At 63.4% G+C, this 23,272-nt stretch carries 23 protein-coding genes and 2 pseudogenes; 21 read left to right on the top strand and 4 right to left on the bottom strand.

Features of this window, described 5'->3' with window-relative positions; genetic code table 11:
- Nucleotides 1-232: 232 nt before the first annotated feature.
- Nucleotides 233-406, top strand: coding sequence for a hypothetical protein (locus HB778_RS02050; protein ID WP_183461068.1), 174 nt, complete (start codon nt 233-235; stop codon nt 404-406).
- A 23-nt stretch (nt 407-429) separates the two neighbouring features.
- Entirely contained in the window at nt 430-915 is a 486-nt protein-coding gene (locus HB778_RS02045; protein ID WP_183461066.1) for a pyridoxamine 5'-phosphate oxidase family protein, read from the top strand.
- A gap of 6 nt (nt 916-921) precedes the next feature.
- Here HB778_RS02045 and HB778_RS02040 read toward each other — a convergent pair whose 3' ends face one another.
- The 3 genes from HB778_RS02040 to HB778_RS02030 all read right to left on the bottom strand — a co-directional run bounded on the left by HB778_RS02040 (nt 922) and on the right by HB778_RS02030 (nt 2,858).
- Nucleotides 922-1,992, bottom strand: a complete 1,071-nt coding sequence (locus HB778_RS02040; protein WP_183461064.1) for a sensor histidine kinase — start codon at nt 1,990-1,992, stop codon at nt 922-924.
- A gap of 187 nt (nt 1,993-2,179) precedes the next feature.
- On the bottom strand, nt 2,180-2,470 hold the full coding sequence (locus HB778_RS02035) for a hypothetical protein (protein ID WP_183461062.1): 291 nt from the start codon (nt 2,468-2,470) through the stop codon (nt 2,180-2,182).
- A gap of 130 nt (nt 2,471-2,600) precedes the next feature.
- On the bottom strand, nt 2,601-2,858 hold the full coding sequence (locus HB778_RS02030) for a hypothetical protein (RefSeq protein WP_095203875.1): 258 nt from the start codon (nt 2,856-2,858) through the stop codon (nt 2,601-2,603).
- 139 nt (nt 2,859-2,997) lie between these two features.
- Here HB778_RS02030 and HB778_RS02025 point away from each other — a divergent pair, with 139 nt between their 5' ends.
- The 9 genes and pseudogenes from HB778_RS02025 (at nt 2,998) to HB778_RS01985 (ending at nt 11,382) form a co-directional block, all read left to right on the top strand.
- Nucleotides 2,998-3,723, top strand: coding sequence for a GntR family transcriptional regulator (locus tag HB778_RS02025; RefSeq protein ID WP_095203906.1), 726 nt, complete (start codon nt 2,998-3,000; stop codon nt 3,721-3,723).
- Nucleotides 3,724-3,726: 3 nt separating this feature from the next.
- Nucleotides 3,727-4,769, top strand: a pseudogene (locus HB778_RS02020) (ADP-ribosylglycohydrolase family protein).
- Nucleotides 4,766-5,743: a PfkB family carbohydrate kinase gene (locus HB778_RS02015; RefSeq protein ID WP_183461060.1), complete on the top strand. Its 978-nt coding sequence runs from the start codon at nt 4,766-4,768 to the stop codon at nt 5,741-5,743. Before HB778_RS02020 ends, HB778_RS02015 begins: the two are co-directional and overlap by 4 nt.
- Before the next feature lie 38 nt (nt 5,744-5,781).
- On the top strand, nt 5,782-6,843 hold the full coding sequence (locus tag HB778_RS02010; RefSeq protein WP_183461058.1) for an ABC transporter substrate-binding protein: 1,062 nt from the start codon (nt 5,782-5,784) through the stop codon (nt 6,841-6,843).
- A gap of 67 nt (nt 6,844-6,910) precedes the next feature.
- The gene (locus tag HB778_RS02005; protein WP_183461056.1) at nt 6,911-7,780 is read left to right on the top strand and encodes an ABC transporter permease; all 870 of its coding nucleotides are present in this window, start codon (nt 6,911-6,913) and stop codon (nt 7,778-7,780) included.
- The gene (locus HB778_RS02000; protein WP_183464960.1) at nt 7,780-8,568 is read left to right on the top strand and encodes an ABC transporter permease; all 789 of its coding nucleotides are present in this window, start codon (nt 7,780-7,782) and stop codon (nt 8,566-8,568) included. The genes HB778_RS02005 and HB778_RS02000 overlap by 1 nt, the downstream gene beginning before the upstream one ends.
- Nucleotides 8,568-9,636, top strand: a pseudogene (locus HB778_RS01995) (ABC transporter ATP-binding protein). The gene HB778_RS02000 and the pseudogene HB778_RS01995 overlap by 1 nt, the downstream one beginning before the upstream one ends.
- Nucleotides 9,637-9,700: 64 nt before the next feature.
- A complete protein-coding gene (locus tag HB778_RS01990; protein ID WP_183461054.1) occupies nt 9,701-10,951 on the top strand; it encodes an aconitase X in 1,251 nt (416 codons plus the stop codon).
- A complete protein-coding gene (locus tag HB778_RS01985; protein ID WP_244661762.1) occupies nt 10,948-11,382 on the top strand; it encodes an aconitase X swivel domain-containing protein in 435 nt (144 codons plus the stop codon). The genes HB778_RS01990 and HB778_RS01985 overlap by 4 nt, the downstream gene beginning before the upstream one ends.
- 4 nt (nt 11,383-11,386) lie before the next feature.
- On the opposite strand, the gene HB778_RS01980 is transcribed toward HB778_RS01985, so the two are convergent.
- On the bottom strand, nt 11,387-12,415 hold the full coding sequence (locus tag HB778_RS01980; protein WP_183461050.1) for a LacI family DNA-binding transcriptional regulator: 1,029 nt from the start codon (nt 12,413-12,415) through the stop codon (nt 11,387-11,389).
- A gap of 357 nt (nt 12,416-12,772) precedes the next feature.
- Here HB778_RS01980 and HB778_RS01975 point away from each other — a divergent pair, with 357 nt between their 5' ends.
- The 10 genes from HB778_RS01975 to HB778_RS01930 all read left to right on the top strand — a co-directional run bounded on the left by HB778_RS01975 (nt 12,773) and on the right by HB778_RS01930 (nt 23,254).
- Nucleotides 12,773-14,386 (top strand): extracellular solute-binding protein, encoded by a 1,614-nt coding sequence (locus HB778_RS01975; RefSeq protein ID WP_183461048.1) that lies wholly within the window; start codon nt 12,773-12,775, stop codon nt 14,384-14,386.
- Between the two features lie 82 nt (nt 14,387-14,468).
- A complete protein-coding gene (locus HB778_RS01970; RefSeq protein ID WP_023769530.1) occupies nt 14,469-15,329 on the top strand; it encodes a carbohydrate ABC transporter permease in 861 nt (286 codons plus the stop codon).
- Nucleotides 15,326-16,279, top strand: a complete 954-nt coding sequence (locus HB778_RS01965; RefSeq protein WP_183461046.1) for a carbohydrate ABC transporter permease — start codon at nt 15,326-15,328, stop codon at nt 16,277-16,279. The genes HB778_RS01970 and HB778_RS01965 overlap by 4 nt, the downstream gene beginning before the upstream one ends.
- A complete protein-coding gene (locus tag HB778_RS01960; RefSeq protein ID WP_183461044.1) occupies nt 16,276-17,367 on the top strand; it encodes an ABC transporter ATP-binding protein in 1,092 nt (363 codons plus the stop codon). Before HB778_RS01965 ends, HB778_RS01960 begins: the two co-directional genes overlap by 4 nt.
- Nucleotide 17,368: 1 nt before the next feature.
- On the top strand, nt 17,369-18,430 hold the full coding sequence (locus tag HB778_RS01955; RefSeq protein ID WP_183461042.1) for an ABC transporter ATP-binding protein: 1,062 nt from the start codon (nt 17,369-17,371) through the stop codon (nt 18,428-18,430).
- Nucleotides 18,431-18,465: 35 nt separating this feature from the next.
- Entirely contained in the window at nt 18,466-19,551 is a 1,086-nt protein-coding gene (locus tag HB778_RS01950; RefSeq protein ID WP_183461040.1) for a Gfo/Idh/MocA family protein, read from the top strand.
- Between the two features lie 55 nt (nt 19,552-19,606).
- Nucleotides 19,607-20,521: a sugar phosphate isomerase/epimerase family protein gene (locus HB778_RS01945; protein ID WP_115144194.1), complete on the top strand. Its 915-nt coding sequence runs from the start codon at nt 19,607-19,609 to the stop codon at nt 20,519-20,521.
- Between the two features lie 57 nt (nt 20,522-20,578).
- Complete coding sequence (locus HB778_RS01940) at nt 20,579-21,760, top strand: aldose 1-epimerase family protein (protein ID WP_183461038.1); 1,182 nt, start codon at nt 20,579-20,581, stop codon at nt 21,758-21,760.
- Nucleotides 21,761-21,845: 85 nt separating this feature from the next.
- Nucleotides 21,846-22,928: a fatty acid desaturase family protein gene (locus tag HB778_RS01935; RefSeq protein ID WP_183464959.1), complete on the top strand. Its 1,083-nt coding sequence runs from the start codon at nt 21,846-21,848 to the stop codon at nt 22,926-22,928.
- A gap of 14 nt (nt 22,929-22,942) precedes the next feature.
- Nucleotides 22,943-23,254: a MocE family 2Fe-2S type ferredoxin gene (locus tag HB778_RS01930; RefSeq protein WP_183461036.1), complete on the top strand. Its 312-nt coding sequence runs from the start codon at nt 22,943-22,945 to the stop codon at nt 23,252-23,254.
- Nucleotides 23,255-23,272: the final 18 nt, after the last annotated feature.

The raw sequence follows: 23,272 nt of genomic DNA, 5'->3' as shown, positions 1-23,272 counted from the left end.
AGACAAAGGGAGCGCACCGGATCGTGATGAAAGCAAGCCGGCTTGTGATCCGCCATTCCGCGGGACTCGAGTATGTTTGATTTCGGTCCACACCCCCCGTGGAAACAAGAGGAGAGGGTCCCACCCCTTCATCCTCCTCAAGGCCCGCCCCGGTATACCGGAGCGGGCTTTTGCGTTGAAGCCAAGGGAACCGGCTTGCTTCGAGACAGTTGAGTTTGCGGAAGGCTACCCAATGCCCGCAACACTCAGAACGACACTCTGCGAAATTCGCGATGATCTTCATGTCCTGCGGCGGATGGTGGCGGCTCGTGGTCATATCGAGACCATCCAGGGCATAGACGCCTTGATCGGCATCGCGGAAGCAGAGGCTATCAAGGTCATACGCCGCATCGATCGCGCGGCCTGAACATGAACAGGAAGTAGGATTGGATGAACATCAAGGAGATGACGCGGCAGGACTGCGTCGCCCTTTTGAAGACGCAACGCCTTGGTCGCCTGGCCTGCGTGCGTGACCATAAACCCTATGTGGTGCCGGTCCATTTCGCCTTCGGCGAGAATTCCATTTTCAGTTTCTCGCTTCCCGGCAGGAAAGTCGACTGGATGCGGGCCAACCCCCATGTCTGCCTTCAGGTCGACGATGTCGGCGGTGTCAATGGCTGGAGGAGCGTCGTGGTGGAAGGCCTGTTCGAGGAATTGCCCAAAGCGCCTGATCCGGATGCCGGCATGACCAGCGTCGAAAGGATGACCGTTCCAGTCGATGGCGACCGCAAGCTTGCCTGGTCGCTTCTTGCCACGCATGCGAATTGGTGGGAGCCGGGAGCACTGAAGCCTGGCGATGCCCTCACGCACTCGGGCCGACATCTCTTCTATCAGATCAGGATCGAGGCGCTGTCGGGAAGGCAGGCTTCCTGGTAGCGGTTCTTACGCCGCGCGCGGCACCCGTGAGGTGAACGTTGCCCGGGTGACCGAGACGCTGGTGCCGTCGTTGTCGCTGATGACTTCCACCTTGGCTTCGAGCTGTTTCACCAGCGCCTCCACGATGGCTGTTCCAAGGCCGGTGGCCGGCACGTCGTTGGCGATCTTGCCGACGCCATTATCCGAAACCGTCAGTTTCCAGTCGCTGCCCGCGGTCTCGTAGCTCACCTGGATCCGAGCACCGTCCTTTTCCTTGGGGAAGGCATATTTGATGGCGTTGAGCACCAGTTCGGTGACGATCAGTCCGAGGCTGACTGCCTTTTGCGAATCCATCCTGCCGCCTTCGGTCGTAACGGTGACTTCGATCGGCTGGGCCTCGCCAACCATCGAAGTGGCGAGGCTGCCGCACAGTTTCGAAAGGTAGGAGCCGACATCGATCTCGTCGATGCCGACCGAGGTGTGGAGATGGCGCTGCACTTCGGCCACGGACAGGACGCGTTGATGGGCGTCCCTGAGATGCTGGCGCGTCTCTTCCGAAGTGACCGAGCGCGCCTTCAGCAGCAGGATGCTGGCGATGATTTGCAGGCTGTTGGCAACCCGGTGCTCCATTTCGCGCAACAGCACGTCTTTCTGGTTGAGCAGATCTTCGGTGCGCTTGAGCAACTCCTCTTTCTCTCTCTCGATCACCCGACGGGCGGTGATATCGTTGAAGGCGAGAAGGATGGTGATCGCTGAACTGTGGTCGTAAAGCACCTTGCGGGCATTGAGCAGCATGGTGCGGCGGCCGATCCGCGGGAAATCATGCTCGACCTCGAAGCCGTCCATGGCGGTCTTCTCGGGAATGATCGTCTCCAGCAGCAGGCGAAGGGCCGGAATATCCCACTGGCCGTCGCCGAGCGCGTAGAGCAGCGAGCCCTGGGTTTGCGCGGGGTCGACTTCGAATGTCTTGTAGAAGGAGCGGCTGGCGGCCAGCACGCGAAATTTCTCATCGAGGACCAGGAACGGCTCGGTGATCGTGTTGACGATCGCCTGCGCCAGCGTCTGCGCATCCTCGATATTCGCGATGGGTTGAAACATGGGCAAAAGCCAGACGAGCGGCGTTCTGCCACTCTGGGTATTGATGTTACACCTTTGCCGCGCCGTTGTCGCGAAGTGAATCGCCGGCCACGATGACGTGATGTCCCGTATTGTCACGGAAAAGGCGGGCACTCGGCCCGCCTTCGTCCAGCTGTTCCATTCAGGCCTTCGCCCAAATCGCGGTGCGTCAGTTCGCGCCGCCGAGCTGCTTGGTCATCTTGCAGAAATCGTCATGCGACTTGGCGATGGCCTTGTCGCCGCATTCCTTCGTCATGCCTGCGCGGTCTTCTTCCTTCATGGCCATCCAGGCGGTCTTGAATTCCTTTTCGGACTTCATCGTCTTCATGCCGGAGTCCGTATAGAAAGGCGCCATCTTTTCCGGATTGTCGAGCGCGGAGGTGCCATTGGCAGCGGCCAGCGCCGAACCGGTCATCATTGCAAGCGCCATCGCGCCCATCGTGAGCATCTTGAAGTTCATCGGGGAATTCCTTTCGTAGAGGTCATTGGAATAAACGACCTGCAGACAAACGGCATCGAGAGCAAACCGTTCCTCTATGTGAACATAAATTAAAATTTTTTTATTTTCTCGATCCGGCCAAGGCGGCCGGCTACTCCATATCCGGCACGTCGCCGCTGACAAACAGCGTGGTCGGCGGGCCGTAGTCGCCAAGTGTCGGGTCGGCATCGCGGCTCCAGGCGATGACGCCGACATGTTTTGCCGCCAGAGCCCTGGCGGTGCGTATGGCGCGGTCCTCGCTCTGCTGGTCGGCTGGGCCGAAGGCCGCAAACAATTCACCGTCCTCGCCGCGATCGAACGCGACCACCACGATCAGCTTGGGATTCTTATGCTCTGTTGAATGGGACATGTTGCTCCTTCAACGCGGAACCTACCACACTGTCAGGAACCCACTGCGGGCTTTTTGACCTGTCTTGGTATCGCATTGACATGGGCTTTGTCGCCATATATTGAACAGGACTATACAGGTTCACTGAACAGGTATGCATATGAAGCGACGCGCGGTTCAACTGTCTCCCGGCACGGGCAAGCCCGAGCAGATCGCGACCGTTCTGGAGCATGAAATCCGCTCCGGCGTGCTCGGCTTCGGTGACCGCCTGCAAAGCGAGAACGAGCTCGTCCAACGCTTCTCCGTCAGCCGCAACACGGTCCGCAAGGGCCTCGAGGAACTGTCCAGCCGCGGGCTGATCACCACCAAGGTCGGCATCGGCTCCTTCGTCACCTTCGACGGCAAGCCGGTCGACGATTCGATCGGCTGGTCACGGGCGCTTGCCAATGCCGGCGCCAATGCCGAGACAAGGACGCTGCGGCTGGAGGTCATCGAAGACGCTGATCTCGCTGCCTTGCTGGAGATCGAAAGTCCGTTCTTCATCGCCGTCGACCGGGTGCGCACCAATGCCAGCGATGGTCATGCGATCTCCATCGAGCGCAGCCGCCTGCCGCTGTCGCCGGAGCTGGAGGATGTGCCGCTGCGTGGCCTGCGCGAAGGGTCGCTGCACCAGACGCTGCGCGGTGCCGGCCTCATCCCCGATCATGGCGAGGAATGGGTCGGCATCGAGATGCTCAACGCCGAGGATGCGGCCATCCTCGGTTGCCCGCAAGGCACGCCCTTTCTGCGCGGTCGGCGGCTGACGCGTGCGGCCGACGACCGGCCAATCGAATATGTCACCAGCCTGCTCAATCCCGCGCATTTCGCGCTGCATATGAGGTTCTGAACGATGCCGGACACACTTGATCGCGCCATGGGCGCGCTTGTCGGCGGAGCGCTGGGAGATGCGCTCGGCATGCCGACGCAGCTTCTGTCGCCGGCCCGCATTGCCGAACTCTACGGCCATGTCGAGGATTTCGTCGCCCCCTTCGCCGATCATCCGGTGTCGAAGGGGCTCGCGGCCGGCACCATCACCGACGATACCGAACAGGCGCTGCTGCTCGGCCGCATTCTCGTCGAATCCGGCGAGCGCTTCGACCATGCGCGCTGGGTCAACGCACTGCTCGACTGGGAGCGCGAGGTCAAGGCGCGCGGCAGCTACGATCTGCTGGGTCCTTCGACGAAGCGTGCCATCGACGCCATCAACAATGGCGTGCCGGCGGAGGAGGCGGGGCGCAGCGGCGACACCAATGGCGCGGCGATGCGCATCGCGCCGGTCGGCATCATGATGCCGCTGGAGCCGCTCGATGGGTTCGTCGCCAAAGTGGCCGAGACCTGCCGCGCCACGCACAACACCTCGATCGCCATAGCCTCGGCCGCCGCGGTTGCGGCCGCCGTCAGCCGCGGCGTTGCCGGCGGTGACTGGCGCGCCGCCTCCGGCAGCGCCGTCGCGGCGGCGCGGCGAGGGGCGACGCTTGGCCATTGGGTGACCGGCGGCGACATCGCCGCGCGGATCGTCTGGGCGCAGGATCTGGTGCGCGGCAAGGTAGTGAGCGATGCAATCCGGCTGATCACCGATCTGGTCGGCACCGGCGTCGCCAGCCAGGAATCGGTTCCGGCGGCCTTCGCGGTGCTGGAAGTCGCCAGCGGCGATTCTGGCAAGCGGCCGTTATCAGCGCCAATCTCGGCGGCGACACCGACACGATCGGCGCCATCGCGGCCGGCATGGCCGGCGCCTGTACCGGTTTTTCGCAGTTACCGCAGGACCGTGTCGCTGGTCTCAAAGGTATAGACATGACGGAGGTTCGCGCGCTGGCCACCGACCTAGTGGCGGCGCGGACGTCCGAGGGCCGCTCGAACGACACCGGCCCAGGCAAGGACGCGGCGGCATGAGCGGGCGCCTCGTCAATATCGGCAGCGCGGTGGTTGACTATGTCTACCGCATTGACGCCTTGCCGGCGCCGGGCACCGAGAAGACGGCGTCGAGCTTTGCCCAGCTTGCCGGCGGCGGCTTCAACATGATGGTCGCGGCCAGCCGCACCGGCATGACAGTGGTGTTCGGCGGCCAACTCGGCAGCGGGCCGAATGGCGATTTCCTGCGCGCTGCTTTCGCCGCCGAGGGCATCGAAACGCTGACGCCACCATCGCCTCATATGGACAGCGGCAATTGCGTCGCGATGATCTCGAGCGATGCCGAACGTACTTTCGTGTCGTGGCCGGGCGCTGAAAGCGTGCTCAGCCTCGACATGATGGCGCCCGTCTCCGTCGGGTCGGGAGACTGGGTGTTCACCTCTGGCTACACGCTGAGCTATGCGGGCAGCCGCGATGCGCTGACCGACTGGATCGAGGCGCTGCCGGCAAAGATTCCCTTTGTCTTCGACCCGACGCCGATCATCTCAGACATTCCGCGTGCCATCCTGTCGCGTGTGCTTGCCCGCACCACATGGCTGAGCTGCAACACGACGGAGGCCGCCGAGATTGCCGGCCCTGGTGATGTTGAGGCTCTCGCAGCGCGGCTGCTCGTCGACCATTGTTCTCAAGCGGCCGGGGTCGTCATCCGCTCCGCCGCCACGGGCTGCCATATCCGGCTGGCCGACGGTACGGCGCAAACCGTCGCCGGGTTCAAAGTCGATGCCATCGATACCAATGGCGCCGGCGACACCCATATCGGCGCTTTCGTCAGTGCGCTGGCGCGCGGTGTGCCTCCCTTCGAGGCGGCGCGCTACGCCAATGCGGCGGCGGCCATTTCGGTGACCCGCCATGGCGGGTCGTCGGCGCCGAGCGGTGCCGAAATCCAGACATTCCTGAGCCAGGCCGCCGCGACCGGCGCGCCCGGCCAGACAAAGAAGGCCCATCAGACAGCCTGACAAGCCCGGGAAGCGGGCAAACAAAGAGAGGAACCAACATGCGCATGCCAAGACTGACTGCTCTCTTGACGGCGACCGCCGTCTTCACCACCGCACTCACGCTGGCCGCCAGTGCCGCCGAAGTGCATGTGCTCAACTGGAAAGGCTACGGCGCCGACGAACCGTGGGCGGTCGCTGCCTTCGAGAAAGCGACCGGCAACAAGGTCGTCAACGACTTCTTCAACTCCGAACAGGAAATGCTGACCAAGATCCGGACCAATCCCGGCCTCTACGACGTCGTCATGATCAACGCCGCCTTCAACGACCAGGCGATGGCAGAAAAACTGATCCAGCCGATCGATGTCTCCAAGCTGCCGAACTATGCCGACATCAGCAAGGACAAGGCCGGCTCGCCAATGCTCGACCATGACGGCAAGGTCTACGGCGTGCCGTGGGTTTGGGGGCTGACGGCGCTGGCGATCAACGAAAAATCCTTCGACAAGCCGCCGACGTCGATCGCCGAAATGTGGGATCCCGCGCATAAGGGCCGTGTCGTCATCCGCGACGACGCCGTCGAGGCGGTGCAGTTCGGCGCCATCGCCACCGGCCAGAACATCAACGACATCAAGGATATGGATGCGGTCAAGACGAAGCTCACCTCGCTGATGCCGCAGATCAAGACCTTCTGGAGCTCGGAGAACGACTGGAACCAGATGGTCGCCTCCAACCAGATCGACATCGGCACCTATTGGAGCGGCTCGGCCGACCGCGCCAAGACGCACTTCAAGCTGCCGGTTTCGCTGGTCATTCCAAGGGAAGGCGCCGTCGCCTGGCTCGACGCGTTCTCCATTCCGGTCGGCTCCAAGAATGTCGAAGGCGCACAGGCCTTCATCAACTGGATGATCGACCCGAAATTCTATGTGGAATGGGTCACCAAGGTCGGCGCGCCGGTGTCGGCCAACACCAAGGCGGTGGAAGCGTTGCCCGAGGATGCCTTCAACCGCAAGGTGATGGGCGATCCCGAGGTTGCCAAGCGCATCCAGTTCCAGGCGCCGATCACCGATGCCCAGCGCGAAGCCTATCTGGCGCTGTGGCAGCAGCTCAAGGTCGACGTGAAATAAGTTCGCGTCTCCGGACCAGCCGGCGGTTCGCGCCGGTTGGTCCTTCAATCCTGGGGAGGAGGGTGGCATGGCAGCACAAGGCGCGACCGCATCGCGCAGCGGGTTGAGATCGGCGCTGCCGCTGCTGGCGCCGGCCTATCTCTGGCTGACAGTGGCGATCTTCCTGCCGCTCTCGGCCATGGTCTTCTTCTCCTTCATGACCGACCTGCCGCTGTCGGGAAAGCCGTGGGCGTTCACGCTTGGCAACTATGCCGCTTTCTTCTCGCAGAGCCTCTATCTGACGCTGCTGCTGGCCTCGCTGCGGCTTGGCCTCGAAGTGACGCTGTGGTGCGTCGTCATCGGCTATCCTGCCGCCTATGTGCTCGCCAAGGTGCTGAAGGGGCGCAGCCGCGAGGCGATTTTTCTCCTCGTCATCTTGCCCTTCTGGTCGAACGGGCTGGTGCGCATCTTCTCTTGGGCGATGGTTTTGCGCGAAGGCGGCATCCTCGACACGGCGCTCAACGCGGTGCTGCCATTCAAGATCAACATCGATCTAATGTATTCCTACCCGGCCGTCATCATCGGGCTGGTGCACTCCTACGTGCCCTACATGGTGCTGACCTGTTATCTGACCTTGCAGGCGATCGACGACTCGCTGATCGAGGCCGGGCGCTCGCTCGGCGCCTCGCGGCTGCAGGTGCTGAAGCGGGTGATCATCCCGCTGTCGATGCCGGGACTCGTGGCGGGCGCCGCGCTGATCTTCGTACCCGTCGTCGGCTCCTTCATGGAGCCACGCATTCTGGGCGGGCGTACTGGCACCTTCTACGGCACTGTGATCGAGGACCAGTTTGTCGCCGTGTTCAACTGGCCGCTCGGCGCCGCACTCTCCTTCATCCTGCTGGCCGTGGTGCTGGTCATCCTGGCGATTGCCTCGCCGGTGTTGCGGAGGGCCGCGTGATGATGACGACCCGCATCCTGGAAGGACTCGGCCGGCTTTACGTCGGCTTGCTGCTCGCCTTCCTCTATCTGCCCATCATCATCATGGCGCTGATGTCGTTCAACGTCTCGCCCTTCTACCAACTGCCGTTCGAGTGGACGACGGAATGGTACGCCTCGCTGTGGCAGAACGACCAGTTGATATCAGCGACCTGGAACAGCCTCGAGATCGCAATCATCACCACCATCATCAGCGTGGTGCTCGGCTCGGCAGCATCGCTGGCGCTTTATCGCTACGACTTCCGAGGCAAGAAAGTGCTGCAGGCGTTGCTCTTCCCGCCGATCGCCATTCCGTGGCTGATCACCGGCACGGCGATGCTGATCTTCTTCTTCGGCGTCGGCATCGGCCGTGGCCTGTTTGCCATCCTGCTCGGTCATGTCGCGCTAGCGCTGCCCTATGTCATCGTCGTCGTCTCGGCCCGGCTGCAGACCTTCGCGCCCGAGCTGGAAGAGGCGGCGCGCTCGCTCGGTGCCAACCAATGGCAGGTCACGATGCGCGTCACACTGCCCTGGATCATGCCGGGCGTGATTGCCGGCGGGCTGTTTGCCTTCGCTGTGTCGTTCGATCAGTTCGTCGTCTCCTACTTCCTGTCGACGCCCGGCCAGACGACGCTGCCGGTCGAAATCTACGCCGCGATCCGCAAGGGTTTTACGCCCGAGATCAATGCGGTCTCGACCATCATCATTGTCGTGTCGATGGCGCTGATGCTGCTGACGGCGCGTTTCTTCAAATTCGGCGGAGAGAAATAATGGCCGGCGTGCAGGTATCGAACGTCTCCCGCAGCTTCGGCGCCCACAAGGCGCTGGATGATGTCTCCATCGATTTCGCCGATGGCGGCTTTTATGCACTGCTCGGGCCTTCGGGCAGCGGCAAGACCACGCTGCTGCGCCAGATCGCCGGCTTCGATTTTCCCGACTCCGGCCGTATTTCCATCGGCGGCGAGAGTGTTGAACGCGTGCCGGTCGAGAAGCGGCGCATCGGCATGGTGTTCCAGAACTATGCACTGTTCCCCAATATGAGCGTCGCCGACAACGTCGCCTTCGGTCTGTCGGTGCGTGGCGAGGCCAAGGCGGTGATCGCGACTGAAGTGCAGCGCGCGCTCGACCTCGTGCAATTGGGCAAGCTTGGCGGGCGCCGACCGCATCAGCTCTCCGGCGGCCAGCGCCAGCGCGTCAGCGCTGGCGCGTGCCATCGTCACCAAGCCGCGCGTGCTGTTGCTCGACGAACCACTCGGCGCGCTCGACAAGGCGCTGCGAGTCGACATGCAGATCGAGCTCAAGCGTATACAGCGCGAGATCGGCATCACCACCATCTTCGTCACCCACGACCAGGAAGAAGCGCTGACGATGAGCGACCGCATCGGCATTCTGCGCGATGGACGGCTGGTGCAGGAAGGGCCGCCGGAGGAAATCTACGACCGGCCAAAAAGCGAATTCGCCGCCACCTTCCTCGGCGACGCCAACATTTTTCGCGGTGACGCGACGGGTAATGGCATCAGGCTGCCCGATGGCACCGCGATCGCTGCCGGCGCGGGCGCGACGCTTGCCGCCGGTGCCAAGGCCAGTTGCGCCGTGCGGCCGGAACGCATTCGGATTGCCACGGATGGCGGAGCCTCCGACGCGACCAATGCGAACATGCTGAAGGGGCAGGTTTCCAAACGCATCTTCGCCGGCAACAACAGCACCTATTTCGTCGAGCGCGCCGGCCAGATGCTGAAGGTCATCGTGCAGAACACCGGTGCCGACAGGCTGGCCGAAGGGCAGGATGTGGTGCTGCGCTGGTCGCCGGAAAGTACGGTGTTGATCGCGGCTGGTTGATTGATGGCATTGACAGTTGGGGCGCTGTCCCGCCATCAGGTCGAGCAAGGCCTGGAACACACCGATGACGCTTGAGCTGACCGCACAGGACCAATCCATGCTCGACGGCGAGCAAGGCCCATCCGCCGCCGCCGCCATGAAAATCCTCGTCGCCTTTTCCAACGCGATCGCCGCACAGGGCCTGCTCGACATCACGGGCGCTCATATCGATGGCTGCCTCTATCACGGCAAGGCCGGGCTCGATTTCGTCGAACGGCTGGTCGAGGGCGGCGGGCGCGTGCAGGTGCCGACGACGCTGAATGTCGGCTCGTTCGACCTCATCCATCCCGGCATGGTGAAGATGCCGGCGGCGGAAGAGGTACCGGCGCGGCGGCTGATGAAGGCGCATATGGAGCTTGGCTGCCAGGCGACCTTCACTTGCGCGCCGTATCAGACGCGGTTTCGGCCTGAATTCGGGCAACAGATCGCCTGGGGCGAATCCAATGCCATCGTATTCGCCAATTCGGTGATCGGCGCGCGCACCAACCGCTATGGCGACTTCATCGATTTGTGCTGCGCCATGACCGGACGCGCGCCGGCCTGGGGTCTGCATCTCAGCGAGAACCGGCGTGGCCGCATCCTGTTCGAACTGGACATCGCCGAGGCCGAACCAAGCGACAGCCTGTTCGTCGGCGTCGGGCTGATCATCGGGCAAGCCAGTGGCGACCGCGTTCCGGTCATCGCAGGCCTGCCGCAGCCGCGTGACGAGGACCAGTTGAAGGCGCTGGGCGCGGCGGCTGCGACAACCGGTGCCGTGGCGCTGTTCCATGCGGTCGGCATCACGCCGGAGGCCGGAACGCTCGACGAAGCGTTCCAGGGCCACGCGCCGGATGAGACGATCCGCATCATGCGGGCTGACATTGATCATGCGCTGGCCAGGCTGTCGATGGTGCCCGACGGCACGCCGCTGGCGGCCGTGTCGCTGGGCACACCGCATTTCTCGCATGAGGAGTGGACGCGCCTGTTGTCCATGCTGCGCGAGACAGCACCGGGCAAGGGCATCCCGATCTACGTCAACACCGGCCGCGCGACGCTGACGCGGCTGCAGGAGGAGGGCGCGCTTGCCGGCGTGGAGGCTTTCGGCCTGATCCCGGTTGCCGACACCTGCACCTATGTCACTTCCATCCTCGAGCGGCTCGATGGGGTTGTCATGACCAACTCCGGCAAATGGGCGCATTATGCGCCGGGCAATATCGGCGTGACCGTCGCCTTCGCCGAGATGAAGGATTGCATCCGCTCCGCCGCGGTTGGGCATGTTGTGCGGGGTGCATTGTGACCCAGTCGGCAGAGCGATCCGGCACTTTCCAGCTGGCCGGCGAGGCCGAGGGCCAGGCGCTGGTTCTTTCACGACCGCTCAGCTTCTGGGGCGGTATCGATGCCGAGACTGGCGACATCATGGACCATTCGCATCCTGGATTGGGCCAGAATGTCGCCGGGAAGATTCTCGCCATGCCGAGCGGGCGAGGGTCGTCGTCCTCGTCGTCGGTGCTGGCGGAGGCTATCCGCCGGGGCACGGCGCCGGCCGGGATTCTTCTGGAGCGGCCGGATCCGATCCTGGCGGTGGGCGCCATCGTTGCCGAGTTTCTCTATGGGATCAGCATGCCGCTGGTAGTGTGTGAGATTGCGGGGATTGTTTCCGGCGACAGGATAGCTATCCGCGCCGGCGTGGATGGCCGGGCGATCATAAGGGCCAAAACAGAAAGCTAGCCGCTCAGATCTCCGGGATGTTTTCCTTGAAGATCACCTGCAGCCTTGGCTGGTGCAGTTCATAGGGCAGTCCCCGGACCGCATGGGTCAGCGTGTTGAGCGCCTCGCGCGCCTCGACGCGTGGGTTCTGGTCGATGACCGCGTCGAGCGTACCGTCGAGCAGAAGATCCTTGGTGCCGTCCGTCACTTCATGGCCGAGGAAGACCATGGATTGCGCCCGGCCGCGCTCCTTGAGCGCACGCGCAATGCCGGTATTGCCAGCGCCGACATTGTAGATCGCGGCAAGGTCGGGGTGCCGGTCCAGAAGCGCTGATGCTTCCGAATAGGCTTTTTCGCGGTCGTCGAGCATTTCGCGCATCTCGACGATCTCGAGATTGGGGGATTCCTCGGTCAGTATGTGCCGGAATCCCATCTCGCGTTCCTCATGGCCGCGATAGGACAGCGAGCCGGCGAACAGCGCCACCTTGCCGGGGCGATCCGGCCCCATGAAGCGGTTGAGCAGATAGCCGGCCAGCCGCCCGGCGGCACGGTTGTCGATGCCGATATAGGCCACCCTCGGCACATGCAGAATGTCGGAGGCTATGGTCACCACCTTGACGTCGTTGGCCGACAGCGAGCGGAGCGCCTCGCGCACCGTCGGATGGTCGAGCGCGATGACGCCGACGCCTTGCGTCTGTCCCCGCAATTCCTGCAGCAGGCGGGCGAGACGGTCGGGATTGAAGCCTTCTATGGTGGCGATGTGGACGTCGAGATCGGGGCGCGCCAGGGCCTGCGCCTCGATGTGCCGGTGCAGCATCTTGATGAAGGAATTGGTACCGGCCGGCAGCGCGAAGTCGAGCCGGATGACCTCGCCGGGCGAGGGCCTGGGCGGCGCGCCGTTCGGGCCTTCGGCGATGTAGCCGAGGCGCTGCGCCATTTCGAGCACGATTTCGCGCGTGCGCGCCCGCACGCCGGGCCGGTTGTTGAGCACGCGGTCGACGGTGGCGGCGGAAACGCCGGCTTCCCGGGCTATGTCAGTCAGGGTGGAACGCACCGTCTTCATCTCCTCAACGCATCAGGATCACGCAATGCCGGCTGCCGGCCTGAGGGCGACGGCTGCCAGTCCTCGGCGATTCTGATGGGAAATGATGTATCCGGCCTTGGCCGAAGTGCAAGCCGTCGGGCTAAATCAGGTTGCCCGGCACGGCTATTCCGGGACGGGAAGACACATTTCCCATCAAATCGAGGCATCTGGAGCGGTATATGAACCCCGGTATGACGCATTTCCTCGCCTCATTGCGATGTTGTGAGGTATTTTGATTATTTATGATGTTGACAGCCTTCCGATACTGCCGTCAATATCCCTCATGGGCTCGTGGAGGAAACATTGAGCCCTGAGGGAGGAATTCCAATGTCTGATCTGATCCGCATATCGCGACGCCGGTTGCTGGCGTCCGGAGGAAAGGCGGCGGTGTTCATTGCCGCCACGGGTATCGCACCGCAATTCATTCGTCCCGGCCGCGCCTTTGCGGCCGACGCGCTGGCGCCGGGCATGATCGGCGGCCCGACCGGCTTCGAGGGCGCCGAGCGTTATCAATATGGAGCGGATACGCCGGAAGGCCGCGCCATCGAGGCGGCCAAGGCGCTGAAGGGCGCCGGCAAGGCGCCGGCCAAGATCGTGCTCGGCCTGTCGGACGGCTCGATCGGCCAGCTGACGCAGCCTTTCCCGGCCGGCGCGCCGTCGATCAAGGAGCTGTGGGAAAAAGAGACCGGCATTCCGATCGAGATCGTCGGCCTGCCGAACGGCCAGGAATTCACCAAGACGATGCAGGACATCTCCACCAAGGGTGGGGCCTATGACATCTATTCGACCGAGTGGAACCGCCTTGGCGATCTCGCCGAAACCGGCGGCATTGCCAAGCTCGACGACTTCGTCGCCCAGTACAAGCCGGAGTGGGACGATCCCAAGACCGGCTATGTCGACGGCGCCAAGGGCGTGTCGCTGCTCAACAAATATCGTGGCTCGAACTATGGCGTGTCGCTCGACGGCGACTTCCAGACCTGGGTCTACCGCACCGACCTGTTCGGCGACGCCGCCGAGCAGAAAGCCTTCAAGGACAAATACGGCTACGATCTGGCGCCGCCGAAGACCTGGAAGCAGCATGGCGACATCGCCGCCTTCTTCCAGCGTCCGGACAAGGGCCTGTTCGGCTCGACCGATTTGCGCAACCAGGGCTGGGGCTACACCAACTGGTACCAGCGCTATGTCTCGATGGCCTCGCCCAACCAGTTTCTGTTCGGTGACGACGGCAAGCCGCTGATCAATTCCGAGCACGGCATCGCCGCCACCAATGAATATGTCGGCTCGCTCGTCCACCATTCGCCGGATGCGATCTCCTGGGGCTGGCCGGAGCAGTACGGCAATTTCGCCAAGGGCGGTGCGGCGATGACCTGCGCCTTCTCCAACCTGCCGAAATTCCTCGACAATGCCGGCAACAAGGATTCGGCCGTCACGGGCAAGATAGGCTCGATGCTGCCGCCCGGCCGCGAGATCGACGGCAAGCTGATCAGCCGCTCGGTGCTGTGGTTCTCGCTCACCGGCATGGTCTCGTCGCAGTCGAAAAACCAGGAGGTGGCCTATCTCCTGCTGCAATGGCTGGGCTCGGCCCGCATCTATGCCTGGATGAGCGCCAATCCCGGCGGTTATCTCGATCCGTTCCGGCTGTCGGATTTCTCCGATCCGCTGGTGCGCCAGACCTACCATGCCTATCACATGGATGTGGTGCGCGAGACGGTCGCCCGCACGGTGCCGACCATCAACTATCCCGGCGCCACCGCCTTCCACAATGCGCTCGACGAAAACCTCATGGCCTCGCTGACCAAGGCCAAGACCGCTGAACAGGCGATGGCCGACACCGAGACCGAGTGGAAGAAGATCGCCCGGCGCATTGGCGAGGACAAACTGCTCGAAGCCATCAGAACCAACAAGGAGGCCTGGCCGACCGTTCTCGATCCGATCAGCTGATCCGTCTCCCTGGATCAGAGCCGGAGGGGAGGGGCGAAAGCTCTTCCCCTCCGCACTCAACGCCACCAGCAAAAGCAGCCAGATGAAGCGTTCCGTTCCTTTCGAGATATTCCGCTACGCCGCGATCCTCGCGGCGATGGCGGTGACGCTGGTGCCGATCCTGTGGATGGTGTCGATGGCCTTCAAGCCGATCGCCGAATGGTCGGCGACCGGCGCCGACCTGACATGGTGGCCGAAGAACCCGACGCTCAGCAATTTCCGCTTCGTTTTCGGCGAATCCACCAACAGCCTGATAGTGGCGCTCGACCGCACCGCGCTGAAACCGATACTGTCGTCGCTGCTGTCGGCGGTGTTCGGCACCGCGATAGCCATGTCGGCGGGCACTGCGGCGGCCTACGGGCTGTCACGCTTCGGCTCCGGACAGAACCTGCCGCTGGCGCTGATCCAGCTCAGGTTGTTTCCGCCGATGGCGGTGATGATCCCGGTGATGATCATGTGGGCCTTCCTGAACTTCACTGACAGCTGGTGGGGATTGGCGCTGATCTACGGCATCGTCACTCTGCCCTTCGCCTTCTGGCTGATGAAGACCTTCTTCGACGACATGCCGCGCGAGATCGAGGAAGCCGCTTTGGTCGAAGGCTGTTCGCGGCTGCGCGTCTTCACCCGCATCACGCTGCCGATGATGCGCGCGCCGCTCGCCAGTGCGGCCCTCTTCGTCTTCATCCTCAATTGGTCGGACTATCTGATCGCGCTGCTTCTAACGACGCGCGAATGGGTGACCATCCCGGTCTACATGGCCTCACTGTCCTCCTCGATGACCGGCCAGCTCTATGGCGCCAAGGCGGCGCTTGGGCTCATTGCAGCCGTGCCGCCCGTCATCATGGGCATCGCCATCCAGCGCCATCTGGTGCGCGGGCTGACATTCGGGGCGCTCAAGCAATGAGTGCGGTGACTGTTTCGGAGGACGAAATGGGTGCTGCGCGTGCGAAGCCGGCCCTGCGAGACGAAGGCGCGCGGCTGGGCTTCCGGCTGACGCTGCCGGCGCAGATCCTGGTGCTGTTCATCTCGGTCTTTCCGCTCTTGATGCAGCTCTACATCAGCGTCACCGACTGGTCGCCGCTCTCGGGCCTCGGCTGGTGGAATGCCTGGGAGATGTGGAACAGTTTCGCCAACTACACCGATCTTGCCGCCGATGCCCGCTTCTGGAGCGCGCTGAAGCGCACGGCGATCGTCATGATCGTCTGCGTGCCGGCGGAGTTCCTGCTCGGCTTGGCGCTGGCGACGCTGTTCGCCGACGATTTTCCCGGCAAGCGCATCTTCTATTCAATCCTGCTGATGCCGATGATGGTGGTGCCGGCGGTGGCCGGCTACATGTTCTTCATGCTGTTCCAGTCGGGCGGCCCGGTGAACGACATTCTGTCCGCCATCACGGGCACACCAGTCACCATCGCCTGGCTGTCGGATCCGACGCTGGCGCTGATCGCGGTGATGATCGCCGATATCTGGCAGTGGACGCCGCTGATGTTCCTCATCCTGCTGGCCGGCCTGGTGGGCGTGCCGGAGGACCAGATCAAGGCCGCGACCTTGCTCGGCGCCAATCCCTGGCAGCGCTTCGTCACCATCGTGCTGCCGAAGATGAAGACCATCATCATCATCGCGCTGGCGATCCGGGTGATCGAGAACTTCAAGATCTTCGACACGCTCTACATCATGACCGGCGGCGGCCCCGGCGTCGCCACGGAAACGATTTCCGTCTATATCTACAAGGTCACCACGCAGGATCTGATCTGGGGCTATGTGGCGGCGATCGCGCTCGCCATCCTGATCGTGCTCTCCATCGTCGCCGTGTTCGCCATGAAGCGCATGGCGCGGGCAAGGCAGGTTGCGGCATGAGCACGATCCAGCTGCGCAACCTCACCAAGACGTTCGGCGACTTCACCGCGCTGAAGACCATGGACCTCGACATAGCGAATGGCGAGTTCATGGCGCTGCTCGGGCCATCGGGCTGCGGCAAGTCGACGACGATGAACATGATCGCCGGCATGGAGGAGCCGACCAGCGGCCGGATCCTGTTTGGCGAGCGCGACATGGCCGGCGTGCCGATGGGCCGGCGCGGCGTCGGCTTCGTGTTCCAGAACTACGCCATCTTCACCCATATGACGGTCCGGCAGAATCTGGCCTACGGCCCGAGGATGCGCGGCGCCGCCAAAGCCGAGATCGACCGCCGCGTCGGCGCCATCGCCGAGCTGCTGCAGCTGACGCCGCTGCTCGACCGCAAGGCGGATAGGCTTTCGGTCAACATCTTGCAGCGCGTGGCGATCGGCCGTTCGGCGATCATGGAGCCGGCGATCTTCCTGCTCGACGAGCCGCTCTCCAATGTCGACGCGGCCTTCCGGGCGGTGATGCGCACCGAGCTCAAGCAACTGCAGCGCCAGTTCAAGCAGACCATGGTGTACGTCACCCACGACCAGCTCGAAGCCATGACCATGGCCGACCGCATCGCCGTCATGGATCATGGCGTTTTGCAGCAGGTCGGCACGCCGCTCGAAGTCTACAACAATCCGACCAATGTCTTCGTCGCCCGCTTCATCGGCGCGCCGGGCATGAACCTGCTCAAGGGCAGGCCGGCGGAGAGCGATCGTGGGCTGGTCGTCGATCTCGGCCCGCTGGGTGCGACGCCGCCGCTGCCGGATGAGCTGGCGGCGACCTTGCGGGGTGCACGCGGCGATGTGCTCTACGGCTTTCGGCCGGAGCAGGTGGCCCTGGCGCAGGATGGGCGCGGGCTTGCCATGCCTGTCACCTTCGTCGAGCGCATCGGCGCGCGCACCATCGTCCATCTCGGCCAAGGCGAGGGCGCGGTGAAAGCGGTCTTCGACAATGATGTCGGGTTGTCGATCGGGCAAACCGCGACCGTTGTGCCCACGGCTGCATCGGTGCGCATTTTCGACGCCGCCAGTGGCCTTGCGATGAGGGCAGGTTGAGATGGCTGACATCGTCTTTCGCAATGTGACCAAGCGCTACGGCAACACAGTCGCCGTCGACGACGCCTCGTTCACGGTCAACGACAACGAGTTCTTCTGCTTCTTCGGGCCGCCGCTGTCGGGCAAGTCGACGATCCTGCGCCTGGTGCTCGGGCTGGAGAGCCCGGACGCCGGAGAGATCCTGATCGGCGGCAGACCGGTCAACGCGGTGTCGCCGGCCGAGCGCAATGTGGCGATGGTGTTCCAGAACCTGGCGCTGTTCCCGCATATGAGTGCGCTCGACAATGTGCGCTTTCCGCTGGTCGAACGCGGCGTTGCCGAGCTCCAGATCAAAAAGCGCGTCGCCGATGTCGCGGCCAAGCTGCATATCGGGCACATCCTGCACAAGCCGCCGGCACAGCTTTCGGGCGGTGAGCGGCAGCGCGTGGCGATCGCGCGTGCGCTGGTGCGCGACCCCAACGCCTATCTGATGGATGATCCGATCTCGGCGCTCGATGCGCGGCTGCGCGAGGAGACGCGTGTCGAGCTGAAGCGCATCCAGCGCGAGCTCGGCAAGACGCTGATCTACGTCACCCACGACCAGGAAGAGGCGATGTCGATCGCCGACCGCATTGCCATACTGGACAATGGCAGGATCAGGCAGATCGGCGCGCCGGCCGAGATCTATGACCGTCCGGCCAACACCTATGTGGCGCGGCTGCTCGGCTCGCCTGTCATGAACATCCTGAAATCGGCCCGGGGCGAGGGCGGCGTCGAGGCAGCCGAAGGCACGATCCGCATTGCCGACAAGGCGGCTCCCGCCGATGCCGTCGAGATCGGGCTGAGGCCGGAGGATATCAAGGTCAGGCCGTGGGCGGATGGGGGCCAGGGCCGCCCGGCGCGGGTGTTCGAGGTCGAGCCGCTCGGCGGCTACACCGTGGTGACACTCGCCGCCGGGCAGGCGCGGCTGAAGGCGCTGTTGCGAGGCCAGCCTGACATCAGGCCTGACGCCATGGTGGCGATATCCTGCGAGCCGGCCCGCGTGCATTATTTCGGACAGAGTGGGGGAGCGCTGGCACGATGACCGCGGCCGCAAGGACAGAATTTCGGGAGGAAGACATGGCAGGCAAAGGCTTCGAGCCGGACGTTAAAGTCCGCACGAAAGAATACAGGATCGGCTGCGTCGGCGCCGGCATGATCATGGCCGAGTGCCATCTCGCCGCCTATCACGAGGCCGGCTTTCCCGTCGTGGCGATCGCCTCGCGCACGCCGGCGAATGCGCAAAAGGTCGCCACGCGCTGGGGCATCCCGACGGTGCACGATACGCCGGAACAGCTGATCGAGGACGAGACTGTCGAGATCATCGACCTGGCCTTTCCGCCCGACCTGCAGCCAGCGCTGATCCGCCATGCGCTGAAGCAGAAGCACATCAAGGCGATCCTGGCGCAGAAGCCTTTGGCGCTGTCGGTCGAGGAAGCCGTCAAGCTGCGCGACGAGGCGGCGAAGGCCGGCAAGATCCTCTCGGTCAACCAGAACATGCGCTACGACCAGTCGATGCGTGTGCTGAAGCAGATCATGGACAGCGGCGCGCTGGGCGACATTGTCTTCGCGCAGATCGACATGCATGCCATCCCGCACTGGCAGACGTTCCTCGAGGATTACGACCGGCTGACGCTCGCCAATATGAGCGTGCACCATCTCGATGTGCTGCGCTTCCTGTTCGGCGACCCCGACGAGATCACGACGCTGACGCGCAAGGATCCGCGCACCAAATTCGACCACCTGGACGGCATCACCGTGTCGACCCTGCGCTTTCCGTCCGGCATGCTTGCTGTATCGCTGGAGGATGTCTGGTCCGGCCCGCGCCAGGAAGGATACAAGGACGACCAGCACATCAACTGGCGTGTCGACGGCACCAAGGGCGTCGCCAAGGGCACGATCGGCTGGCCGACGGGTGCGGCCTCGACGCTGACCTATGCCTCGGCCGAGACCACCGGCGGCGAATGGGTGAGCCCGAGCTGGGAGACGATGTGGTTCCCGCATGCCTTCATCGGCGTCATGGAGCAGCTGCAGCATGCGGTGAAGACCGGCACGCCGCCGGCGCTCTCCGTCGCCGACAATGTCAAGACCATGGCGCTGGTCGAGGCGGGCTATCGCTCGATGGCATCGGGCCGCACGGTCAAGCTTTCCGAAATCGCTATCTGATCACCGCAACCGAAACACCAGACAACTGAATCGCTTACAGGGAGGAATTCACACCATGATGCAGGCAGGCATTTTCACGGGCTATTTCCCGTACGGCCTCGAAGAGACGGCGAAGAAGATCCGCGGGCTCGGTTTCAACACGGTGCAGCTCGACCTGCATTTTAGGGATGTCGACCTGTCGGCCGGGCAGATTACCAAGGACAAGGCAAAAAAGGTGCGCGACGTCTTCCGCGACCACAATCTGCCGGTCTGCTGCGTCTCGGGCTACACCAACATCATCCATCCCGACAAGGCCGAGCGCGACAAGCGCGTCGGCTATCTCAAGGAGATCATCCGCAACGCCCGCCATTTCGGCTCGCCTTACGTGATCTCGGAGACCGGCACCTACAACACCGAATCCGACTGGGTGCATCACCCCAAGAACAAGACCGAAGAGGGCTTCGAGGAATGCCGCAAGGTGATCGCCGACCTTGCCCAGACAGCCTATGACCACGGCGCGGTGTTCCTGCTCGAAACCTACGTCAACAACGTCGTCGGCTCGGTCGAGGAGACGGTGAAGATGTTCGCGCAGGTCGACCATCCCGGCCTTGGCCTGCTGATGGACCCGACCAACTATTTCGAGACGCACAACATCGACAGGATGGACCAGATCCTGAACCAGGTGTTCGACACGCTGACCGACAAGATCAGGATCGCCCACGCCAAGGACGTCAAGCGTTCGGGCGACGACAAGTCGGAGAAGCACGCCGATATCGGCGACGCCGATGCGATGGAAAGCCACACGTTCCGCGGTGTCGGCGAGATCGAACTGCCGGCGCCGGGCCTCGGCTCGCTGAACTACGACCTCTATCTCAAGCGACTGGCTGAGAAGCATCCGAACATCCCGGTCATCATCGAGCATCTGTCCGAAGACGACGTGCCGCGCGCCAAGACATTCCTCGACGGAAAGTTCCGTGCCAACGGCCTGTGAAGGCAGTTCGCGCCGCCGGTCGAAGGATGACAGTGCAGCGAATGAAGCAGTCGTGACATGGTAGAGCTTTACGGCAAGACGCTGTCGCGACGGCAAGTGGCGGAGCGGTCCGGCATGCTGTCGCAATTCGCCGGCGTGCGGCTGATGACGCTTGGCGACGGCATCGAGCGCGGCATCCGCATGCTGGAGTTCCGCACCGGCTCGGGCCTGCGCTTCACAGCGCTGGTCGACCGGGCGCTCGATATCTCGGACTGTGACTTCAAGGGCCAGGCGATCGGCTGGCATTCGCCGAGCGGCTTTCGCCATCCCGGCCTGCACGATTATGAGGGGGAGAGCGGTCTCGCCTGGGCACGCTCCTTTTCCGGCCTTCTCGTCACCTGTGGGCTGGATCACATATTGGGCCGCGAAGACGTGCCGGCAGAAAACTACAACTATCCAGGCAAGAAGACCGTCACCCATGCGCTGCACGGACGCGTCGGCACGATCCCGGCGCGGCTGACCGGCTATGGCGAGCGCTGGGATGGCGACCGCTGCGTGCTGTGGGCCGAGGGCATCGTCCAGCAGTCGGCGGTGTTCGGAGAGGATCTGCATCTCATCCGCCGCATCGAGGCCGATGTCGGCGGCAATGAGATCCGGCTGTCCGACCGTGTCGTCAATCACGGCTTCAACCGCACGCCGCATATGTATTTCTATCACGTCAATGTCAGCCATCCCTTGCTCGACCAAGGCTCGCGCTATCTGGCGCCGATCCGCGACGTGGTGTGGGCCGGCCATGCCGGCGCGCGCTACGAGGCGCAGAAGGTCGGCTACCGCACCATGCCGGAACCGCAAATGGGGTTCAGCGAGCAGGTCTGGCAGCATGAGATGGGCGCCGACGCAAAGGGCCAAGTGCCGGTGGCGGTGGTCAACGACCGGCTCGGCCTTGGCTTCGAAGTGGTGACGCGCAAGGATCAATTGCCTTGCGCCTATCAATGGCAGAATTTCCAGGCCGGCCAGTATGCGCTGGGCATCGAGCCGTCGACGCATCATGTGCTCGGCGATCTCGCCGCGCGCGAACGCGGCGAGATGATCTGGCTGGAGCATGGCGAAGCCAGGGCCTACGATGCGGTGTTCCGGGTGCTCGACGGTGCTGGTGAGATTGCCGCGGCCGAAGGCAGGATCGCGGCCATCGCCCGCCAGCCAGAGCAGGACTATCCCAGGCCTTCCGGCACCTTTCCAAGACTGGCGGGCAGGGCATGAGTGACACATTTATCCAAAGCAAGCCCTCCGGCCGGCGAACCGGATTGCCAGCGGTGCATGACGATTGGAGGTCGATGTGACGACGATGGCAAAAAAGCGCGATTACAGCCTGGTCGGCGAAAGCACGCGGGCCGCGATCGAGACCGGACTTGCCTCGGCCGAGTGGTATCACACCGACGTGCCGCGCAAGGCGATGAAGGAGCTTATGCAGCGCTCGGACGGTCCAGCGATCCGCGACACCATCATCTGGCTCGCTGTCATCGTGGGTTCGGCCGCCGGCATCGTCTGGTTCTGGGGCTCTTGGTGGATGGTGCCGTTTCTGTTCGTCTATGGCGTGCTCTACGGCTCGTCGAGTGACTCGCGCTGGCATGAATGCGGCCACGGCACGGCGTTCCGCACGCGCTGGATGAACGATGTCGTCTACCACATCGCCTCCTTCATGCTGATGCGCAATCCCGTGCAATGGCGCTGGAGCCATGCCCGCCACCACACCGACACCATCATCGTCGGCCGCGACGCCGAGATCGCCGTCATGCGTCCGCCCGACCTGTTGAAGGCGGCGCTGGCCTTCACCGGCATTCTCGATTTCCGCTATTCGCTGCCGACGCTGGTGCGCCAGGCCTTTGGCACGCTGTCGGACGACGAGAAGAGCTACATCCCCGAGATGGAACAGCACAAGGCGGTGGTCGCCGCCCGCTGGCACGTCGCCATCTATATCGTCACGATCGCGCTTGCGGTCGTGCTGCGATCATGGGTGCCGCTGGTGCTGATCGGTCTGCCGCGCCTCTATGGCACCTGGCACATGGTGACGACCGGCCTGCTGCAGCATATCGGGCTCGCCGACAATGTCGTCGACCACCGGCTCAACACCCGCACCGTCTACATGAACCCGATCAGCCGGTTCATCTACTGGAACATGAATTATCATGTCGAGCATCACATGTTCCCGATGGTGCCGTATCACGCACTGCCCAGGCTGCATGAACTGATCAAGCACGATCTGCCCGAGCCGAACCCGTCAATGTGGCATGCCTATCGCGAGGTCTGGCCGGTGCTGCTGCGGCAGCTGAAATACGAGGATTTTTATCTCAAGCGCGAACTGCCGCCGACGGCCAGGCCCTATCGCGGCGAGTTCCACGAGGTCGATATGTCGGCGGCGGCTGAATAGCTGAGGAGACCGGGATGGCCGATTGGGTTGAAGCGTGCACGGTGGACGACGTCGAGGCAGAGGACGTCATCCGCTTCGATCATGGCGGCCGCACCTTCGCGGTCTACCGCTCGCCGGATGACGAGTTCTTCGCCACCGACGGCTATTGCACGCACGAGAAGGCGCATCTGGCCGACGGGCTGGTGATGGACGACATCATCGAATGTCCGAAACACAATGGCCGCTTCAACTACAAGACTGGCCAAGCCAAGGGCGCGCCGGTCTGCGTCAATCTCGCGACCTATCCGGTGAAGATCGAGGCCGGTAAGGTGATGATCCAGATTTGACGCGTGGAACTCGATCCA

The organism is Mesorhizobium huakuii, from assembly GCF_014189455.1.
GTDB lineage: Bacteria > Pseudomonadota > Alphaproteobacteria > Rhizobiales > Rhizobiaceae > Mesorhizobium > Mesorhizobium huakuii_A.
The sequence above is the reverse complement of the archived record's forward strand: the minus strand, read 5'-3'. Positions and strand labels throughout refer to the sequence as shown.

What these genes read in the sequence shown, in the direction of transcription:
- HB778_RS02050 (WP_183461068.1), top strand. Translation starts at nt 233, where the DNA reads ATGCCCGCAACACTCAGAACGACACTCTGCGAAATTCGCGATGATCTT.
- HB778_RS02045 (WP_183461066.1), top strand. Translation starts at nt 430, where the DNA reads ATGAACATCAAGGAGATGACGCGGCAGGACTGCGTCGCCCTTTTGAAG.
- HB778_RS02040 (WP_183461064.1), bottom strand. Translation starts at nt 1,992, where the DNA reads ATGTTTCAACCCATCGCGAATATCGAGGATGCGCAGACGCTGGCGCAG.
- HB778_RS02035 (WP_183461062.1), bottom strand. Translation starts at nt 2,470, where the DNA reads ATGAACTTCAAGATGCTCACGATGGGCGCGATGGCGCTTGCAATGATG.
- HB778_RS02030 (WP_095203875.1), bottom strand. Translation starts at nt 2,858, where the DNA reads ATGTCCCATTCAACAGAGCATAAGAATCCCAAGCTGATCGTGGTGGTC.
- HB778_RS02025 (WP_095203906.1), top strand. Translation starts at nt 2,998, where the DNA reads ATGAAGCGACGCGCGGTTCAACTGTCTCCCGGCACGGGCAAGCCCGAG.
- HB778_RS02015 (WP_183461060.1), top strand. Translation starts at nt 4,766, where the DNA reads ATGAGCGGGCGCCTCGTCAATATCGGCAGCGCGGTGGTTGACTATGTC.
- HB778_RS02010 (WP_183461058.1), top strand. Translation starts at nt 5,782, where the DNA reads ATGCGCATGCCAAGACTGACTGCTCTCTTGACGGCGACCGCCGTCTTC.
- HB778_RS02005 (WP_183461056.1), top strand. Translation starts at nt 6,911, where the DNA reads ATGGCAGCACAAGGCGCGACCGCATCGCGCAGCGGGTTGAGATCGGCG.
- HB778_RS02000 (WP_183464960.1), top strand. Translation starts at nt 7,780, where the DNA reads ATGATGACGACCCGCATCCTGGAAGGACTCGGCCGGCTTTACGTCGGC.
- HB778_RS01990 (WP_183461054.1), top strand. Translation starts at nt 9,701, where the DNA reads ATGACGCTTGAGCTGACCGCACAGGACCAATCCATGCTCGACGGCGAG.
- HB778_RS01975 (WP_183461048.1), top strand. Translation starts at nt 12,773, where the DNA reads ATGTCTGATCTGATCCGCATATCGCGACGCCGGTTGCTGGCGTCCGGA.
- HB778_RS01970 (WP_023769530.1), top strand. Translation starts at nt 14,469, where the DNA reads ATGAAGCGTTCCGTTCCTTTCGAGATATTCCGCTACGCCGCGATCCTC.
- HB778_RS01965 (WP_183461046.1), top strand. Translation starts at nt 15,326, where the DNA reads ATGAGTGCGGTGACTGTTTCGGAGGACGAAATGGGTGCTGCGCGTGCG.
- HB778_RS01960 (WP_183461044.1), top strand. Translation starts at nt 16,276, where the DNA reads ATGAGCACGATCCAGCTGCGCAACCTCACCAAGACGTTCGGCGACTTC.
- HB778_RS01955 (WP_183461042.1), top strand. Translation starts at nt 17,369, where the DNA reads ATGGCTGACATCGTCTTTCGCAATGTGACCAAGCGCTACGGCAACACA.
- HB778_RS01950 (WP_183461040.1), top strand. Translation starts at nt 18,466, where the DNA reads ATGGCAGGCAAAGGCTTCGAGCCGGACGTTAAAGTCCGCACGAAAGAA.
- HB778_RS01945 (WP_115144194.1), top strand. Translation starts at nt 19,607, where the DNA reads ATGATGCAGGCAGGCATTTTCACGGGCTATTTCCCGTACGGCCTCGAA.
- HB778_RS01940 (WP_183461038.1), top strand. Translation starts at nt 20,579, where the DNA reads ATGGTAGAGCTTTACGGCAAGACGCTGTCGCGACGGCAAGTGGCGGAG.
- HB778_RS01935 (WP_183464959.1), top strand. Translation starts at nt 21,846, where the DNA reads ATGGCAAAAAAGCGCGATTACAGCCTGGTCGGCGAAAGCACGCGGGCC.
- HB778_RS01930 (WP_183461036.1), top strand. Translation starts at nt 22,943, where the DNA reads ATGGCCGATTGGGTTGAAGCGTGCACGGTGGACGACGTCGAGGCAGAG.